The organism is Dactylosporangium sp. CA-052675 (genome assembly GCF_050947935.1).
Lineage (GTDB): Bacteria > Actinomycetota > Actinomycetes > Mycobacteriales > Micromonosporaceae > Dactylosporangium.
Genome location: NZ_CP192010.1, coordinates 10154181 through 10170188 on the forward strand (window position 1 = coordinate 10154181; position 16008 = coordinate 10170188).

The window sequence follows — 16008 nt, forward strand, 5'->3', positions numbered from 1 at the left end:
TAATCGAGATCGTCGCGCTGAGCGAAGGGGCCGCATCGAGGGCCATCAGCGCCGTTCAGCGCGGGCGCGCGACTTACTCAGCCCCCGTCGGCGGGTACTCACCTACTTCCAGGGGAATCCGGACGGTCGCCGTCTCCGGACTGTTCGTGGTCTAACGAACCAGTGCCCGTCCCCGCACACTCAGTAGCGTGAGTATTCAACGAAGCGGCATCGGCCACGTCGCACGGCACCGGGCCGCCGGTCCGGCGACCCGGATGCTGCGCAAGGTGCGCTGGCTCCGGGTGACGCACCCGCGGCAGTCGGCACCGGCGAGCCCGGAGCTCGACGCCGCCTGCCGCGCCGCCACACCCACCATCGGATAGCCACGGGGATACCAGCAGATGATGCGACGCCACACGAAGGTTCTGCGCCGCCCGGACGAGGACGAGTACATTCCGCGGCACGCCGTGGACCTGCGCAACACGCGCAACGACCTCGACCTGCGGGACCGCGTTGACGCCGAGCCGGCCACCGACGGCGACGGCGACTCCGCCGAAGATGCCTGAGACAGCAAGAGGGGCGGCCACCCGGGCCGCCCCTCTTCACTGATTCCGCCGGCTAGTCGTCCAGCCAGTCCAGCGAGCGGCGGTTGCCGCCACCGTTGTTGTTGCTGTTCGGGCCGTAGCCGCCGCGCTGGTCGTACTCGCCGCCACCGCCGCCGTTCGGGCCGTAGCCGTTGCCGGCCCGCGGGGGCTCCGGCACCCGCTCGTAGCCGTCGCGCTCGTAGCCCGCGGCCGGCTCGTAGCCGCCGCGGTCGCTGGGGCCGTAGCCGCCGCGACCCGCGTAGGGCTGGTCGTCGTAGCCGTTGTTGCCGGCACCGCCACCGCCGCCGCCGTTCGGGCCATAGCCGCCGCGGTCGCCGCCCGGGCTATAGCCGCCACCGGCCGACGGGCCGTCGTAGCCGCCACGGTCGTCGTACCCACCGCCACCGCCACCGCCGGGGCCGTAGCCGCCGCGGTCGTCGTAGCCGTTGTTCGCGCCACCGCCACCGCCGCCGTTCGGGCCGTAGCCGCCGCGGTCGCCGCCGGCGGGGCCGTAGCCGCCACCCGCCGAGGGGCCGTCGTAACCGCCGCGATCGCCGCCGCCGGGGCCGTAACCGCCGCGGTCGTCGTAGCCGCCACCGCCGCCGTTCGGCCCGTAGCCGCCACGGTCGCCGCCGCCGGGGCCGTAGCCGCCGCCGGTCGCCGGGCCGTCGTAACCGCCGATGGTCGTGGGCGGGCCCTCGTAGCCGCCGCGCTGGCCGCCGCCGTAGCCGCCGCCCGCCGCCGGGCCGTCGTAGGCGTTGTTCCCGCCGTAGCCGCCCTGGCCGCCGCCGTAGTTGTTGCCGCCGGTCGCCGGGTTGTTGTTGTAGCCGTTGTTCCCGCCGCCGTAGCCGTTGCCGCCGGGCTCGTAGCGCTGGGTCGAGTCGGCGTAGCCGCCGCCCCCGCCGCCGTTGTAGTCCGGCGCGTACGGGTCGACCGCCGGGCCGGGGGCCGGACGGGCCTGCTGGCCGCCGTAGCCGTTGGCCCCGCCGCCGTTGTATCCGCCGCCGGCGAAGCCGGCCCGGTCGTCGTAGCCGCCCGCGGACGGGTAGCCGCCCGGGCCGGGCATCGGCGCGCCGTAGGGGTCCGGGGGAACGTCGTCGAAGACCCGGCCGGGCCGCACGATCGCGGTCGCGTCGTTGCTGCCGCCCCGGTTGATCATCGTCGGGGCCGGGCCCATCGCGGCGACCATCGTCGGGTCGGCCTGCTGGCCGCCGTAGCCGGGGCGCACACCGGGCCCGCCGCGGCGCGGCGCGGGCTCGTCCTCGGGCTCGTCGTCGTCATCGCCGCGGCGGCGCAGGAGCAGCACGATCGCCACGATGCCGAAGCCGACCAGCAGCACGCCGAGCGCGATCAGGATCCAGGAGACCCCGCCGCCGCTGTCGTTGGAGGCGTTGTTGGTGGCCGTGTTCTGGGGCACGACGCCGCCCGCCGACTGACCGTCGGCGAACGCGTTGTCGTTCGCGCTCGGCAGCGGGGCCGCCGAGGCGGTGTCGGCGAGCACCACGAGCCCGATCTTGATCCCGGTCGTGGCCTTGCCGGCCGTGCCGGTGACCGACTTGGGGCTGGAGTTCTCGTAGCCGCCCGCGCCGACCGTGATCGTCATCGCGCCGGGCGCGATCGGCTTGGTCTCGCTGCCGGTGAACTTGAAGGAGCCGCTGGAACCCGACGTGATCTGGGTTTCCTTGCCGCTGCCGTCGGCGAGGACCACGGTGGCGCCGCTGATGCCCTTGCCGGTCTGCGAGTCGGTGATGGTGCCGGAGACCTCGGTGACCGTGGTCGGCGCGGCCTGGGTCGTCGGCGCGGCGGCCTGGGCCTTGAGGGTGGCGTTGAAGCCCTTGGTGTCGGAGCCGCCGTCGGTGATGATCACCTGGCCGCTGCCCTGCTTGCTCTGCCCGGCCGGGATCGAGCTCTGCGCCGGCGGGGCGATGCCGACCGGCAGGTTCTTGGTCGCGTCCTTCGCGAGCGGACCGTCCACCGTGCAGGTGAGGTGGGTGCCGCTGCCGTCGCAGCCGCTGGGCTTGCTCGAGATCGTGAGGCCGAGGTCGCTGGGAATGTCGATCGTGAGCTTGACTGGCGTCAGCTGAGGCGTGTCGCCGGTGTTCTTGATCTGGACATTGACGGTCTGCGCTCCGCCGCCTACGGTCAGTGTCACATCTGGGGCGCCACTGATGACTACGGTGGCGTCGGCGTAGGCCGGTGCCGCCATGCCGATCAGAGCGCCTGCAGCCAGAACAGCCACCGTCCCCGCTCTGAGGAGCAGGGTTCGTCGGTGCGCGGTCACGTCCACACCCCTCCGGATCTCGACTTTCACCCGAGCTTCGCCGCCGAGCATGTCTGTCTATGGTCCAACATGCGAGCGAGACTCGCCTTGCATGGTGCGCCGCAGCAAACTATGCCCTGTCCGCAGGGGTCGGCGAAACCCGCGTCGTGTTGCCAGCTCCATACAAGCGGTCGTATCGTCCGGCTATGTCCACTCCGCACCGATATTCCGACACGGTGCAATCCGTCCTTGATGCCCTGAACGACGGAGCCGCTCCGGACCGGACCGCGGTTCGCGACGCCGTCCGGGAACTCCTCGCGGACCTGCGGACACGAGCACCCGGACGTTCGGTGGAGGTGCGCGTTCCCCCGTACGGCGCGATTCAGTGCATCGAGGGGCCCAGACATACGAGAGGTACGCCACCCAACGTCGTCGAGACCGACCCGGTCACGTGGATCGAGATCGCCACGGGTCGGAAATCGTGGCATGAAGCCGTCACGGCCGGGAAGATTCGCGCGAGCGGAGTTCGGGCGGATTTATCCGCCTATCTGCCCTTGTAACCCGGCGAATCGGCACGCGACCGGGTCACCGAAGGGCCTCGATTCGTCGCTCTGCGTCATGCCCGAAACCTCGCGTACACTGGCCCTCGCGACGGCGACCCTGCTTGTGGCGTCGACCAGCCCGCGGTCGGATGGCTGACGTCAACCGGACGGCCATCTTCCTGACACCCACCCACCGTCTTCCCTTCAGCCACCCCCATGGCAACTGCGACGACAGGAGCGGCAAGTGCCCCGAGGCGATGGCCGGTTGAGCCACGAGCTCGACCCCCAGCGTCCAGGTCCCCAGGACAAGTGCGGTGTGTTCGGCGTCTGGGCGCCGGGCGAAGAGGTCGCCAAGATGACCTACTACGGGCTGTATGCACTGCAGCACCGTGGCCAGGAGGCGGCCGGCATCGCGGTGTCCGACGGATCCGGTGTGGTGGTCTACAAGGACCTCGGCCTGGTGTCCCAGGTCTTCGACGAGCCGACCCTGGCGAGCCTGCGCGGCCACATCGCGATCGGTCACGCGCGCTACTCGACCACCGGCGGCTCCACGTGGGAGAACGCGCAGCCGACGCTGCGCTCGACCCGCGCCGGCGGCGACCGGGCGGGCACCACCATCGCGCTGGCCCACAACGGCAACCTCGTCAATACCGCGGAGCTCGCCCGCCGGGTGGCCGAGCTGCCCGACATGGAGCCGGACGCGATCAACGCCACGAACGACACCGCCCTGGTGACGGCGCTGCTGGCCGCGCGGCCCGACCTCTCCGTCGAGGCCGCCGCGCTGGAGGTGCTGCCGACCCTGCGCGGCGCGTTCAGCTTCGTCTTCATGGACGAGGACACCCTCTACGCCGCGCGCGACGTCAACGGCGTGCGCCCGCTGGTGCTCGGCCGCCTCGAGCGCGGCTGGGTCGTGGCCAGCGAGACCGCCGCCCTGGACATCTGCGGCGCCAGCGTCGTGCGCGAGATCGAGCCGGGCGAGCTCATCGCGATCGACGAGCACGGGCTGCGCTCGAGCCGCTTCGGCACGCCCGACCCGAAGGGGTGCCTGTTCGAGTACGTCTACCTCGCCCGCCCCGACACCAACATCTCGGGCCGCAACCTGCACGCGGCCCGGGTCGCGATCGGGCGCACCCTGGCGCGCGAGCACCACGTCGACGCCGACATGGTCATCCCGGTGCCCGAGTCCGGCACGCCGGCCGCCATCGGCTACGCCCAGGAGTCCGGCATCCCGTTCGGCCACGGCCTGGTCAAGAACGCCTACGTCGGCCGGACCTTCATCCAGCCGTCCCAGACCATCCGCCAGCTGGGCATCCGGCTCAAGCTCAACCCGCTGCGCGACAACGTGCGGGGCAAGCGCCTCGTCGTCGTCGACGACTCGATCGTGCGCGGCAACACCCAGCGGGCGATCGTGCGCATGCTGCGCGAGGCCGGCGCCATCGAGGTGCACGTGCGGATCTCCTCGCCGCCCGTGAAGTGGCCCTGCTTCTACGGCATCGACTTCGCCACCCGCGCCGAGCTGCTGGCCAACGGGCTCGACCTCGAGGGCATCCGGCGCTCGATCGGCGCGGACTCCCTCGGCTACGTGTCGCTGCCGGGTCTGATCGCCGCCACCGAGCAGCCCGCCAGCCGGCTCTGCGCCGCCTGTTTCGACGGGCAGTATCCGATCGAGCTTCCGGCCGACAACGTGATCGGCAAACACGTCCTGGAAGGGGTCGCGCGCGCCGCGGGGGCCGCACCGACCACCGCTGACGGTGTCCCCAGTGTCGCCGCCAGCGTCGGAGGTTCCGGCGCACTGCTGCGCCCGTGACCGCCCACCCATCAAAGCCGCCCGCAGAGGCAATCAAAGGGGAGAAAGTGACGCACGTGGACGAGCGCGCCGACGAGACCGGGAAGTCCGGTCAGGGCAGCACCCCCGAGCGGCAACTGTGGACCGCCGGCAACGGCCGGAGCCGCCGCAAGACCGTGACCTACGCGGACGCGGGTGTGTCGATCCACGCCGGCGAGAAGGCCGTCGAGCTGCTGCGCACGAAGGTGCACCGCACGCACCGGCCCGAGGTGATGGGCGACATCGGCGGGTTCGCCGGGCTGTTCCGGCTCGACCTCAAGAAGTACAAGAGCCCGATCCTCGCCTCCTCGACCGACGGCGTCGGCACCAAGCTGGCGATCGCCCAGGCCATGGGCATCCACGACACGGTCGGCATCGACCTCGTCGCCATGGTCGTGGACGACCTCGTCGCGTGCGGGGCCGAGCCGCTGTTCCTGCTCGACTACATCGCCTGCGGCGAGGTCGTGCCGGACCGGGTGGCGGAGATCGGCGCCGGCATCGCCGACGGGTGCCGCTACGCCGGCTGCGCGCTGCTGGGCGGCGAGACCGCCGAGCACCCGGGCGTGATGCGGCCGGACGAGTACGACATCTCCGGCACCGGCGTCGGCGTCGTGGAGGAGGACGCGATCCTCGGCCGCGACCGGGTCGAGGTCGGCGACGCCGTCATCGCGCTGCGCTCGACGGGCCTGCACTCCAACGGGTACTCCCTGGTCCGCCACGTGCTGCTCGGCGCCGGCCGGATGCGCCTGGACAGCGTGATCGACGAGTTCGGCCAGCAGCGCACGCTCGGCGAGGAGCTGCTCACCCCGACCCGCATCTACGCGAAGGACTGCCTCGACCTCATCAAGGAGGCCGACATCCACGCGTACGCGCACGTGACCGGCGGCGGCATCCCGGGCAACCTGGTCCGGGTCCTGCCCGAGCACGTCGACGCCGTCGTGGACCGCTCGACCTGGCGCCCGCAGCCGATCTTCGAGCTGGTGCACACGAAGGGCCGCATCGACGACAGCGAGATGGAGAGCACCTTCAACATGGGCATCGGCATGATGGCCGTGGTCTCGGCCGAGGACGCCGACCGCACGCTGGCCTTCCTGGCCGGCCGCGGCCTCGACGCCTGGCAGGTCGGCGAGGTCATCGAGGGCACCGGCACCGTGCAGATGGTCGGCTCGCACACTCGCGGCTGAACCGGTCTTTCGTGCGGGGGTGGTGCAACCGGCACCGCCCCCGCACGCGTTTTCCGAGTGTGTCGGAATGTGCGAACTCGCGTAGTCGATCAACTGGGGCTTACCGCGACGCGGCGATGGACCTAGGCTGAAGCGACACGTCCCTACGTCCAAAAGGAGGAGGGGCGGTGTCGTGGAGCGGCATGCGGGGCATCTCGCCGGTCCCTGGGTATGTCGTAATGCAGCCGACGACCCTGTGCAATCTCGACTGCACGTACTGCTACCTGCCGTTCCGCGCGCGTAACGAGCGGATGAGCCCCGCCGTGGCCGCCGCGGTCGCCGCGTCCGTGAACCCCTGGGCGGCCGAGGACCGGCGCTTCTCCGTGGTCTGGCACGCGGGCGAGCCCCTCGCGGCCGGCCCGGCCGCGCTCGCCGGGCTCATGGCGCCGTTCGCCGGGGTCGAGCACCACGTGCAGACCAACGCCACGCTCATCGACGACGCCTGGTGCGAGTTCTTCGCCGAGCACGACATGCGGGTGAGCGTCAGCGTCGACGGGCCCGAGGCCCGCAACGGGCAGCGGGTGAACCGCGGGGGCGTTGCGGCGTACGGCGCGATCCAGCACGGCATCGAGGCGCTGCGCCGCCACGGGGTGCCCTTCTCGGCGCTCTGCGTGGTCAGCGACCCCCGGCCCGGGCTGGCCGCCGAGCTCTACGAGTATTTCCTGGACCTCGGCTGCGAGGTGCTGGGCATCAACATCGAGGAGCAGGAGGGCGTCAACGCCCGGGCGAACGCGTTCGCCGACGAGGCCGTGCGCTCCTTCTGGGCCGAGCTCGTGGCCGCGTGGCGCCGCGATCCGCGCATTCACGTCCGCGAGATCGAGTGGACGCTGCGGTACGCCGGCGCCGTGCTCGACCACCGCGCGGACGGGCTGCTGCCGGGCGCCCTCGACCCGATCCCGACCATCGCGGCGGACGGGCGCGTCTTCCTGCTCTCACCCGAGCTGGCCGGGTTCACCGACCCTCGGTACGGCGACTTCTCCTCGGGCAATGTGCTGGCGACCCCGCTGGCGGAGATCCTGGCCGGCGCGGCGAGCTCGGCTCCGTGGATCGGCGAGTACCTCCGCGGCGTCGAGTCCTGCCGCCGCAGCTGCCCCTACTTCGGGTTCTGCGGCGGCGCGCACGCGGCCAACCGCTACTTCGAGCACGGCAGATTCGACGGTACCGAGACGAATCACTGCCGAAACAGCAAGATTCGCCTTCTGGAGGGAGTGCTGGACCATGCCGGAGCACGCTGACTCAGCCGTCGACACCGTCGCCGAGCGCGTCCACCGGGCCGCCGACGGCCTGAGAACCCTGCTGGACGAGGCCGCCGCGGCGCGGGCCGCCCGTGCCGAGACCACTGACCCGGAGGGCACCAGCGCCGTGTGCGCGTGGAACCACTTCGAGAACATCCCGACGTTCTACAACTGGAACAACCGTCCCAGGTAGCCGTGTGCGGGCAGGCGACATCGGCACACGGTGCCTGATGTAAGGACCACGGCCCCCGACGCAGGGTCCACCCACACTGGAGGCGGTGCACCGCTGCACCGCCTCCGGTTTGCCGCGAGCGGGTGGGAACTCACTCGGGCTGTGGCAACGCCGAGACACCCGCATGGCGGGCGTCGAGAGAACGACCGCCGTGCGGGTGCTGTGGACACGACTCGGGCACGTGGATGTCCACGTGCCCGTGAGCCGGGTTACGCCCGGTCTGAGTCGACGCGCAGAGCCGTTCGAGCCAGACTGGGCGCGCGATGGTCAACGACCCCGTGAGCGCCAATCACCGTCGCTGGGGGAGTCGTCGTAGTCGTCCTCGTCGTCAGCCTCTTCGTCGACTCCGTCATACTCGGCGTAGTCGTCGCTTGACTTAGGGCTGCCCGCCGCGAGCTCTCGTTGCAACGCTTCGAGGTCGGTGTTAGGCGAGTGATATTTCAACTCCCTGGCCACCCTAGTCTGCTTGGCCTTCGCACGGCCGCGCCCCATGGCTCGACCCCCTCGCACAGAATTACGGGGCAGCCATTACCGGCAGGCCCCGACAACGTCAGGCATCTCTCGTGGCTCTTACGGTACATGTCGAGGGCACCTTTCGGCATCTCGCCCCTGCCGACCATTTCGGTGGCGTTGCTTACCCGACCGGACCGGTCGGGTACCCGCCGGGTAAGCACCACCGCGGTCGACGGGTCGTCACGCCCGCCGCACGCCCTCGCACATGGTTACACCAGGATGGTACGGAGCCTTCCGACCTCGGCCATCCGCCGTTCGGCGAGCCGGTCGGCGGCCAGCGCCGGGGGCACGCCCTCGACGGAGGCGAGCTCCAGGATCTGCTTCGTGGTGTCGTAGATCCGTCCGGCACGTTCCTTCGCCCGGGCGAAGTTGAAGCCCTCGATCTCGTCGGCCACCTGGATGACCCCGCCCGAGTTGACCACGTAGTCGGGAACGTAGAGCACGTCGCGCTCGGCGAGGAGCTTCTCGACGCCGGGGTGGGCCAGCTGGTTGTTGGCCGCGCCGGCGACGATCTTGGCCTGCAGGAGCGGGACGGAGTCGTCGTTGAGCGCGCCGCCGAGCGCGCAGGGGGCGTAGACGTCGATCGGGGCGGCGATCAGGTCGTCGTTGCCGTCGACCAGCTCGACCTGGGGGTAGGTCGCGGCGGCCCAGTCCCGGGCCCGCTCGGACACGTCGGTGGCGACCACCGAGGCGCCGTCGTCCAGCAGGTGCTTGGTGAGGTGCTTGCCGACCTTGCCCAGGCCCGCGATGCCGACCCGGCGGCCGGCCAGCGTGGGCGCGCCCCAGCGGTGCTCGGCCGCGGCCCGCATGCCCTGGAAGACGCCGTAGGCGGTGAGCACCGACGAGTCGCCCGCGCCGCCGTGGGATTCCGAGCGGCCGGTGACGAAGCGGGTCTCCTTCGCCACGACGTCCATGTCCCGCACGTAGGTGCCGACGTCGCAGGCGGTGTAGTACCGACCGCCGAGGGACTGCACGAAGCGGCCGTAGGCGCGCAGGAGCGGCTCGCTCTTGTCCTTGTCCGGGTCACCCCAGATGACGGCCTTGCCGCCGCCGAGGTCCAGCCCGGCGAGCGCGTTCTTGTAGGCCATGCCCCGCGAGAGCTCCAGCACGTCGTGCAGGGCCTCGTCCTCGGACGCATAGGGGTAGAAGCGGGTGCCGCCGAGCGCCGGTCCCAGCGCGGTGGAGTAGACGGCGATGATGGCCCGCAGGCCGGACTGCTGGTCGTGGCAGAACACGACCTGTTCGTGGTTGGTCTGGAAGACGCCCATGGATGCTCCCGGAGGCAATCGCGGCCCGTCCTCGTGAGACGGGGCCGTTCACGACAGTGCGGTGACTCGACCCTAACGCCGACACCTGGCCTTCGGTTCGAGGGCACCTTCGCGTCTTTCGGCCGTTTCGTGCGACGATCGGCCCGTGCCGTCGCTCTTCGCGTCATACCTGCGGGTGTATGAGCCGCTGGCCGCCTTCGACCGCGACCACCAGCTGTACTGGCGTCGCTACGTCAAGGAGGGCCGCGCCGTCGCGCTGTCCGACGGCCCCGTCCGCCAGCGCACCGCGGTCCTGGAGGCGCTGGGGGCCGGGTGGACCCGCCTGCCGGCCCTGCCCGAGGAGGCCTACGTCCTCGAGGCCGACGACACGCTGCTCGTCTGCCCCTGGAACCTGCGCATCCGGGTCGCCGAGGCCGCGCTGACGGCGCGCGACGGCGTGCCGAGCGTCATCGCCGACGCGTTCGTGCCGCCCGTGCTGGCCGGCCTCGCCCAGACGATCGTGGACGACTGGCGCAGCGGCGACCACGTCCTCGAGCGCGGCCTGCCGCGGGTCCACGAGCAGGTGGCCACGTGGGGCGTGCCGCTGCGCTGGTTCGTCTTCGTCGACCTGGAGGAGCGCGAGCTGTCCCTGCGCCCCGGCCGCCGGGTCCTGCGCTACCGCACCGAGATCTCGAAGGCCCGCCGCCGCGCGCATCGCGCCTACGCGGTGCTGCGGCGGGCGATGGGCGACGCCCCGATCACCGTCGCCGTCGAGGAGACGGCCCGCTGGCTGGAGGAGTTCCACTCGCGCTCGATCGTGGAGCTGGACTACGGCGGCCTGGTCAACCTCATGTCGGACGACGCGCTGGCGGCCGACGACTCGCCGGGGCTGGTGTCGGCCGGCCTGTCGAACGTGGCCCGCGGCGACGCCGACGAGGCCACCGAGGTCTACGAGAAGCTCGTCGAGCGCTGGCGCTCCGTGCAGCTGCTGGAGCGCTGCAACTAGGGCTTTTCCCGTCCTTGACTCGGGTCCGTCGGGGTGCGGACCGTCGCTGCCGTCAGCGCCTGGTCTGGGTCGGTCTCCGCGAAGCCTCACCGAGCCGGGCCGGGCGAACCGCTCGGCGCCGGCGCGCCGACGCTGCCAGGGTTCGCGGCTGGTCGCGCTCACCCCGCGATCCGACCGGCCTGCGGGCGACCGGCTCTTCGTTCTTGCCACCGCGGACCTGGCTGGGCGGCCCCCTCCGGCCGAAGGCCCTCGGGGCCGCCCTTTGTCTGGCGGGAGCGACGGTCTGCGACTGACGCGGACCCGAGCCATGATGTTGACGATGCTAAATGTCCGCTTCGTCCACCACCCGATCGAGTGTCACCCTTCGCAACCGAATCGCACCACGGCCGTGTCCGTTATGCCTACTACAAGGGTGTTTGTGAGCTACCCATCACCCCGGAGAGTGAGCTAGATTCGTGGTGGATCGCTCACCCTCCGTCAAAATGAGTCCGAATTTATCCGGTTTTGCGGTGTCAAAATCGGAAAATTCACTTATTCATCATCCGTCCATACAGGGACCTTCAGCCGTTCGGCCCATGTCGGACATCGGGGACTACCCGGACCATAGGAAACGCGTCGACCGGCGGGACCCCGGCCGGCGTTCCTGGGTACCTGTGGAGGAGTGACCGATGCCATCTCGTACGCATGAACCTGAGCCGTTGCTCACGCCGGCTGAGGTCGCGTCGATGTTCCGCGTCGACCCGAAGACCGTCACCCGTTGGGCGAAGGCGGGCAAGCTGAGCGCGATTCGGACGCTTGGCGGCCACCGTCGCTACCGGGAGTCGGAGGTGCGGGCCCTGCTCCAGGGCCAAATTCCCACGCAACGCACGGGCGACTGACGCAGACAGTACCTCGCGTCATCCTCCTGCGCCAAACAACACGGCTTATTACCGCAACGCGCTCGGATCGTCACCCCCCGGTGATCCGAGCGCGTTGCTCTTTCAGCCTTCAGGACAGTGTTATCCGGATCCCCACGGTGGCATCGGCGCCCCGGCGGCGGATGCTCGCCCAGACGAACAGCCGACCCTTCAGGCCGTACTTGCGCTTGATGAGCTCGCGCACGGCCACGCCGCCCTCCGGGCCGAGCAGCGTCGCGTGCGCCGGCACCGCCGGGCCGGTCGCCTTGCCCCGCACCGTGCACGGCGCAACGGTGACCGTGCCGTCGCGGCGGATGCGCTTGACCTTGCCCGAGTCCCGCACGGTCCACACCATGAGCGCGTCCCCGTCGCGGGCGGCCCACACCGGAGTCGGTACTGGTGTACCGTCCCGGCGGAACGTCATCACCAGGAGATACTGTTCCTCGCCCAACCGTTCCACCGTCGTCATACAAGACAAGGTACGAGCGGGACCTCCTCTTCGGGAGGGTCACCCGCCCGGGTGACGGGCCGCTAGTCTGATGGTTCAGCCAAAACGCCCCCGGAGTTCGTGATGAAGCTGTCGATCCTGATGCCCGTCTACAACGAGGAAGTCCGCGTTGCCGACGCAGTGAAGCAGGCGCTCGACGTGGACTACCCGACCGAGATCGAGCTGGTGATCGTCGACGACGGCAGCCGCGACCGGACGGCCGAGATCCTCCACGGGCTCACCGACGAGCGGCTGCGCGTCGTCGTGCACCCGCGCAACCGGGGCAAGGGCGCGGCGATCAAGACCGCGGTCGAGAACGCGACCGGCGACTACATGGTCATCCTGGACGCCGACCTCGAATACGACCCGCAGGACATCCCGAAGCTGCTCGAGCCGGTGCTCGACGGGCGCGCGACAGTCGTCTACGGCAACCGGACCTTCGGCTCGCACAGCTCCTTCTCGTTCTGGTACGTGATGGGAAACAAGGCCGTCACGACCGCCGCGAACATGCTCTACAACTGCTACCTCGGCGACCTGGAGACGTGCTTCAAGCTGATGCCCGTCTCGCTGTACCGCTCGCTCCAGGTGCGCTCGGCCGGCTTCGGCATGGAGGCCGAGGTGACCGGCAAGCTGCTGCGCAACCGGCACCGGCCCTACGAGGTGCCGATCAGCTACCGCGCCCGCACCCGTGAAGAGGGCAAGAAGATCACCTGGAAGGACGGGGTCGAGGCTCTGTGGATCCTGTCCCGCGAACGCATGCGCAAGCCGTCCCGGAGCATCGGGACCTCCTGAGCATCGGCGAGCTCTCCGCACGCAGCGGCGTGGCACCGTCCGCGCTGCGCTTCTACGAGAAACTCGGCCTCATCCACGCGACTCGCACCAGCGGCAACCAGCGCCGGTACGAGCGCTCCCAGCTGCGCCGAGTCTCCTTCATCCGCATCTCCGCCCAGGTCGGCGTGCCGCTGGAGACGATCAAGGAAGCGCTCGCCTCGCTGCCGGCCAACCGCACGCCCACCAAGGCGGACTGGGCCCGGCTCTCCGCCGGGTGGCGCTCCCACCTCGACGAGCAGATCCAGCTGCTCGAGCGGCTGCGGGACACGCTCACCGGCTGCATCGGCTGCGGCTGCCTGTCGCTGAAGACGTGCGCGCTGGTCAACACCGACGACCGCCTGGCGGCGAAGGGCACGGGCCCGGTCGTGCTCATCCGGCCCTAGGTGGTCAGCAGGATCTTGCCGATGTGCTCGTTGGACTCGAGCAGCCGGTGGGCCTCGGCCGCCTCGGTCATCGGGAACCGCCGGTGGATCACCGGCCGGATCATGCCCTCGTCCACCAGCGGCCAGACCTCCTCGCGCACCCCGCGGACGATGGCGGCCTTCTCGGCGGCCGAGCGCGCCCGCAGCGTGGTCCCGGCGACGAGGGCCCGCTTGGTGAGCAGTTGCCCCAGGTCGAGCTCCCCGCGGCGCCCGCCCTGCAGCCCGATCACCACGAGCCGCCCGCCGACCTTGAGCGAGTCGACATTCTGCTTCAGGTATGAGCCGCCCATGATGTCGAGCACCACGTCGGCCCGGACCTCCTTGGAGAAGTCGGCCGCCCGGTAGTCGATCACCCGGTCCGCCCCCAGCTCGAGCAGCCGCTCCCGCTTCGCCGCCCGCGCCGTCGCCACCACCTCGGCGCCGAGCGCCTTGCCCAGCTGGATCGCGAACGTCCCGATCCCGCTCCCGCCGCCGTGCACCAGCAGCGTCTCCCCCGGCTTGAGCCGGGCCAGATCCACCACGTTGGAGAAGACGGTCGCGGCCACCTCGGGCAACCCCGCCGCGTCGACCAGGTCCACGCCCTTCGGCACCGGCAGCACCTGAGCCGCGGGGACGGCCACGAGCTGCGCGTAGCCGCCACCCCCGAGCAGCGCGCAGACCTCCTGCCCGGCCTGCCACCCGTGCACCCCGTCGCCGACGGCCCTGATCCGCCCCGAGACCTCGAGCCCCGGATAAGCAGGAGCGTCCTTGGGCGCCGGATAGTTCCCCTGCCGCTGCAGCGCGTCGGCGCGGTTGACGCCGGCCGCCACCACCTCGATCAGTACCTCGCCGGCGGCCGCGGCCGGATCGGGAACCTCGCTCCAGCAGAGCGCCTCGGGTCCACCGGGCCGCTCGATCGTGATCGCATGCACGCTTCCATCATCGTTGTTCCCACCACGGCCGCCACCGGTGGCCGTCGCCCCATTGATGCCAGCGATGCCGCCCCTGGTGCTCGTCGACGTCGACCGGCTCCTCGGTGGGCTCGTCGGCCGGCTCGGGCTCCTCGACAACGGGCTCCTCGGTCACGACCACCACCGGCGCGGGTGCCGGAGCCGCCGCCGTCGTGGCCGGCGCCTTCGGCCGAGGCGTGGTCCGCTCGACCCGCACGACGGCCTTCTTCCCGCTCTGCGTCTGCACCGGCGCCGGAGCCGCGGGGCTGGGCGTGACCCCGAGGTCGAGGATCGGAACAGGGGCGGCGGGAACGGTACTCATCCCCAGCGGCCCGCTCGCGTTCGCCCCGCGCGCACTGCTGGTCGCGGCCGGCACGGCAAACCCCCCACCCTCGGCCCGGGGTGGCCCGCCGCTCCCCTTCGTGTCGTACCCGGCCGACCCGATGACGACCCCGAGCGCGGCAACCCCGACTCCCCCGACAACGAGCGCGGCGAGCGAGGGCCGGACGATGCGGCGGTGCCGGGTGACGTACCCGTCCCGCGGATCGTTGAAGAAGAGGTGCACGGTCCCATCCCCCCGTCGCAGCAACCTGCCTTTCGAGTCTGCGCAGCTCACGCCCACTTGGACGGCATTTGCCCGGCCGTGTTCGGGGGTTCACCGGCACGCGTTCGCCCGAACGACGTCCCTCACGTGGGTGACGTGTCACGGGTGGGCGGGGATCTGGCACACTTAGCGTCGTTGCGCTGGAGGGCTCGCCTAGTGGCCGATGGCGCCGGTCTTGAAAACCGGTGAGGCGTTCCGCGTCTCCGTGGGTTCGAATCCCACGCCCTCCGCCAAAGCTCAGCCAACTCCACCCTCCCGCGCGGAGCGGACTCCGCCGCGAAGCGCGAGCCCCCACAGCCGAGCTGCGTGCCCGCCTCCGCGCCCGTGGGCATCGCTCGGCCCGGATTGCAGTGGCTGGTCGTACACCTTCGCCGCCTGGACGGACTCCCCTGTCGACTGGTCGGCCTCAGCACACCCCGCGTTCAGATGAACCACGATCACGTCGCCCGTCAATATGGTGAAAGGACTGACTCGCATTCTGAGGTGGGACGTTGGCGGGCTACGAAGCACTCACATTCGGGTCCGTGGATCCAGCAGCGGCGATCATCGCGATCATTGGCTGCCTCCTCGCCCTGCCAGGCTTTGCCGTCGCAATCCGCGAGATCCGGCGCGAGCGGATACGCCGAAGCCGGGGTGCCTTTTTCGCCGGGCTCACCGCCGGTGTCGCCGGACTGACCGTCTCTTGCATGCTTTCCATCGGTGGACCTGGCGGGCCCGGAGCGCTTTCCCCACCGGCCCTCTCCTCGGCCCCCACGCCCACCCCGACCCGGTCGGACACCCCCGCCAGTCCCTCAGCCTTCCCAACCCCCGGCCAGGGCGTTTCGATAGCGGTCACCTGTGCACTGATCACCCAGCCTGGCGATGATCGGAATTTCCGGGTGAGCGTGAACATCGTGAGCAGACAGCCGGCAACTGTAGGCGTCGGCGTCAGCCTCTACGACGACTCGGGAGAAGATCTTTCAACCGGCGCGGGCGATATCGACAGTCTGAACATCGGCGCCGGTGAAACCCCGCTCCTCCTCCAACCTCGTGCGCCGCAAATTCTCCGCCGGCGGGTCGAGGTCCGAGTGGAGTTGTGGCCGCCCAACAAGATCGGCCAAGAGGGCGCAAGACTCTTGGGCGAGGCGGTTTGCGGGGTAATCCAGTAGAACGCAGGCCGCGTTTCCGCGGAGTTATCCACAGGCGCGCATTGA

18 protein-coding genes and 1 tRNA gene are annotated in these 16008 nt (G+C 70.7%); 13 read left to right on the forward strand and 6 right to left on the reverse strand.

What is annotated here, in order from left to right; all coding sequences use genetic code 11:
- Nucleotides 1–188: 188 nt before the first annotated feature.
- Together ACQP1P_RS45720 and ACQP1P_RS45725 are read left to right on the forward strand one after the other, a co-directional pair.
- Entirely contained in the window at nt 189–362 is a 174-nt protein-coding gene (locus tag ACQP1P_RS45720; protein WP_433081311.1) for a hypothetical protein, read from the forward strand.
- Between the two features lie 18 nt (nt 363–380).
- Nucleotides 381–545: a hypothetical protein gene (locus tag ACQP1P_RS45725; RefSeq protein ID WP_433081313.1), complete on the forward strand. Its 165-nt coding sequence runs from the start codon at nt 381–383 to the stop codon at nt 543–545.
- 52 nt (nt 546–597) lie between these two features.
- On the opposite strand, the gene ACQP1P_RS45730 is transcribed toward ACQP1P_RS45725, so the two are convergent.
- Nucleotides 598–2715, reverse strand: coding sequence for a carboxypeptidase-like regulatory domain-containing protein (locus tag ACQP1P_RS45730; RefSeq protein ID WP_433081315.1), 2118 nt, complete (start codon nt 2713–2715; stop codon nt 598–600).
- 314 nt (nt 2716–3029) lie between these two features.
- Here ACQP1P_RS45730 and ACQP1P_RS45735 point away from each other — a divergent pair, with 314 nt between their 5' ends.
- The 5 genes from ACQP1P_RS45735 (at nt 3030) to amcA (ending at nt 7841) form a co-directional block, all read left to right on the forward strand.
- Entirely contained in the window at nt 3030–3383 is a 354-nt protein-coding gene (locus ACQP1P_RS45735; RefSeq protein WP_433081317.1) for a sterol carrier family protein, read from the forward strand.
- Between the two features lie 226 nt (nt 3384–3609).
- A complete protein-coding gene (gene purF / locus ACQP1P_RS45740) occupies nt 3610–5172 on the forward strand; it encodes an amidophosphoribosyltransferase (protein ID WP_433081319.1) in 1563 nt (520 codons plus the stop codon).
- Nucleotides 5173–5219: 47 nt separating this feature from the next.
- A complete protein-coding gene (purM, locus tag ACQP1P_RS45745; protein ID WP_433081321.1) occupies nt 5220–6374 on the forward strand; it encodes a phosphoribosylformylglycinamidine cyclo-ligase in 1155 nt (384 codons plus the stop codon).
- A gap of 182 nt (nt 6375–6556) precedes the next feature.
- On the forward strand, nt 6557–7648 hold the full coding sequence (gene amcB / locus ACQP1P_RS45750) for a cyclophane-forming radical SAM peptide maturase AmcB (protein ID WP_433090412.1): 1092 nt from the start codon (nt 6557–6559) through the stop codon (nt 7646–7648).
- The gene (gene amcA / locus ACQP1P_RS45755; protein WP_433081323.1) at nt 7632–7841 is read left to right on the forward strand and encodes a multiple cyclophane-containing RiPP AmcA; all 210 of its coding nucleotides are present in this window, start codon (nt 7632–7634) and stop codon (nt 7839–7841) included. Before amcB ends, amcA begins: the two co-directional genes overlap by 17 nt.
- A gap of 306 nt (nt 7842–8147) precedes the next feature.
- Here the strand turns inward: amcA and ACQP1P_RS45760 are convergent, their stop codons facing one another.
- Nucleotides 8148–8372 (reverse strand): DUF3073 domain-containing protein, encoded by a 225-nt coding sequence (locus ACQP1P_RS45760; RefSeq protein WP_350620607.1) that lies wholly within the window; start codon nt 8370–8372, stop codon nt 8148–8150.
- 230 nt (nt 8373–8602) lie between these two features.
- Complete coding sequence (locus tag ACQP1P_RS45765; protein ID WP_433081325.1) at nt 8603–9661, reverse strand: Glu/Leu/Phe/Val dehydrogenase dimerization domain-containing protein; 1059 nt, start codon at nt 9659–9661, stop codon at nt 8603–8605.
- 145 nt (nt 9662–9806) lie between these two features.
- Here ACQP1P_RS45765 and ACQP1P_RS45770 point away from each other — a divergent pair, with 145 nt between their 5' ends.
- Complete coding sequence (locus ACQP1P_RS45770; protein ID WP_433081327.1) at nt 9807–10646, forward strand: hypothetical protein; 840 nt, start codon at nt 9807–9809, stop codon at nt 10644–10646.
- Nucleotides 10647–11314: 668 nt separating this feature from the next.
- On the forward strand, nt 11315–11524 hold the full coding sequence (locus tag ACQP1P_RS45775; protein ID WP_223099768.1) for a BldC family transcriptional regulator: 210 nt from the start codon (nt 11315–11317) through the stop codon (nt 11522–11524).
- Between the two features lie 109 nt (nt 11525–11633).
- Here ACQP1P_RS45775 and ACQP1P_RS45780 read toward each other — a convergent pair whose 3' ends face one another.
- Entirely contained in the window at nt 11634–12011 is a 378-nt protein-coding gene (locus ACQP1P_RS45780) for a PPOX class F420-dependent oxidoreductase (protein ID WP_433081329.1), read from the reverse strand.
- A gap of 102 nt (nt 12012–12113) precedes the next feature.
- Here ACQP1P_RS45780 and ACQP1P_RS45785 point away from each other — a divergent pair, with 102 nt between their 5' ends.
- Both ACQP1P_RS45785 and soxR read left to right on the forward strand, forming a co-directional pair.
- Entirely contained in the window at nt 12114–12821 is a 708-nt protein-coding gene (locus tag ACQP1P_RS45785) for a glycosyltransferase family 2 protein (RefSeq protein WP_433081331.1), read from the forward strand.
- Between the two features lie 29 nt (nt 12822–12850).
- A complete protein-coding gene (gene soxR / locus ACQP1P_RS45790) occupies nt 12851–13243 on the forward strand; it encodes a redox-sensitive transcriptional activator SoxR (protein ID WP_433081333.1) in 393 nt (130 codons plus the stop codon).
- Here soxR and ACQP1P_RS45795 read toward each other — a convergent pair.
- Nucleotides 13240–14193 carry an NAD(P)H-quinone oxidoreductase gene (locus tag ACQP1P_RS45795; RefSeq protein ID WP_433081335.1) on the reverse strand — a complete coding sequence of 318 codons (954 nt, stop codon included), beginning with the start codon at nt 14191–14193 and terminating at the stop codon, nt 13240–13242. The genes soxR and ACQP1P_RS45795 overlap by 4 nt on opposite strands.
- A gap of 7 nt (nt 14194–14200) precedes the next feature.
- Entirely contained in the window at nt 14201–14776 is a 576-nt protein-coding gene (locus ACQP1P_RS45800; RefSeq protein WP_433081337.1) for a hypothetical protein, read from the reverse strand.
- A 181-nt stretch (nt 14777–14957) separates the two neighbouring features.
- Between ACQP1P_RS45800 and ACQP1P_RS45805 the strand changes: the two genes are divergently transcribed.
- A tRNA-Ser gene (locus tag ACQP1P_RS45805) sits at nt 14958–15048 on the forward strand.
- Nucleotides 15049–15339: 291 nt separating this feature from the next.
- Nucleotides 15340–15963 (forward strand): hypothetical protein, encoded by a 624-nt coding sequence (locus ACQP1P_RS45810; RefSeq protein ID WP_433081339.1) that lies wholly within the window; start codon nt 15340–15342, stop codon nt 15961–15963.
- Nucleotides 15964–16008: the final 45 nt, after the last annotated feature.

What these genes read in the sequence shown, in the direction of transcription:
- ACQP1P_RS45725 (WP_433081313.1), top strand. Translation starts at nt 381, where the DNA reads ATGATGCGACGCCACACGAAGGTTCTGCGCCGCCCGGACGAGGACGAG.
- ACQP1P_RS45735 (WP_433081317.1), top strand. Translation starts at nt 3,030, where the DNA reads ATGTCCACTCCGCACCGATATTCCGACACGGTGCAATCCGTCCTTGAT.
- amcB (WP_433090412.1), top strand. Translation starts at nt 6,557, where the DNA reads ATGCGGGGCATCTCGCCGGTCCCTGGGTATGTCGTAATGCAGCCGACG.
- amcA (WP_433081323.1), top strand. Translation starts at nt 7,632, where the DNA reads ATGCCGGAGCACGCTGACTCAGCCGTCGACACCGTCGCCGAGCGCGTC.
- ACQP1P_RS45760 (WP_350620607.1), bottom strand. Translation starts at nt 8,372, where the DNA reads ATGGGGCGCGGCCGTGCGAAGGCCAAGCAGACTAGGGTGGCCAGGGAG.
- ACQP1P_RS45765 (WP_433081325.1), bottom strand. Translation starts at nt 9,661, where the DNA reads ATGGGCGTCTTCCAGACCAACCACGAACAGGTCGTGTTCTGCCACGAC.
- ACQP1P_RS45775 (WP_223099768.1), top strand. Translation starts at nt 11,315, where the DNA reads ATGCCATCTCGTACGCATGAACCTGAGCCGTTGCTCACGCCGGCTGAG.
- ACQP1P_RS45780 (WP_433081329.1), bottom strand. Translation starts at nt 12,011, where the DNA reads ATGACGACGGTGGAACGGTTGGGCGAGGAACAGTATCTCCTGGTGATG.
- ACQP1P_RS45785 (WP_433081331.1), top strand. Translation starts at nt 12,114, where the DNA reads ATGAAGCTGTCGATCCTGATGCCCGTCTACAACGAGGAAGTCCGCGTT.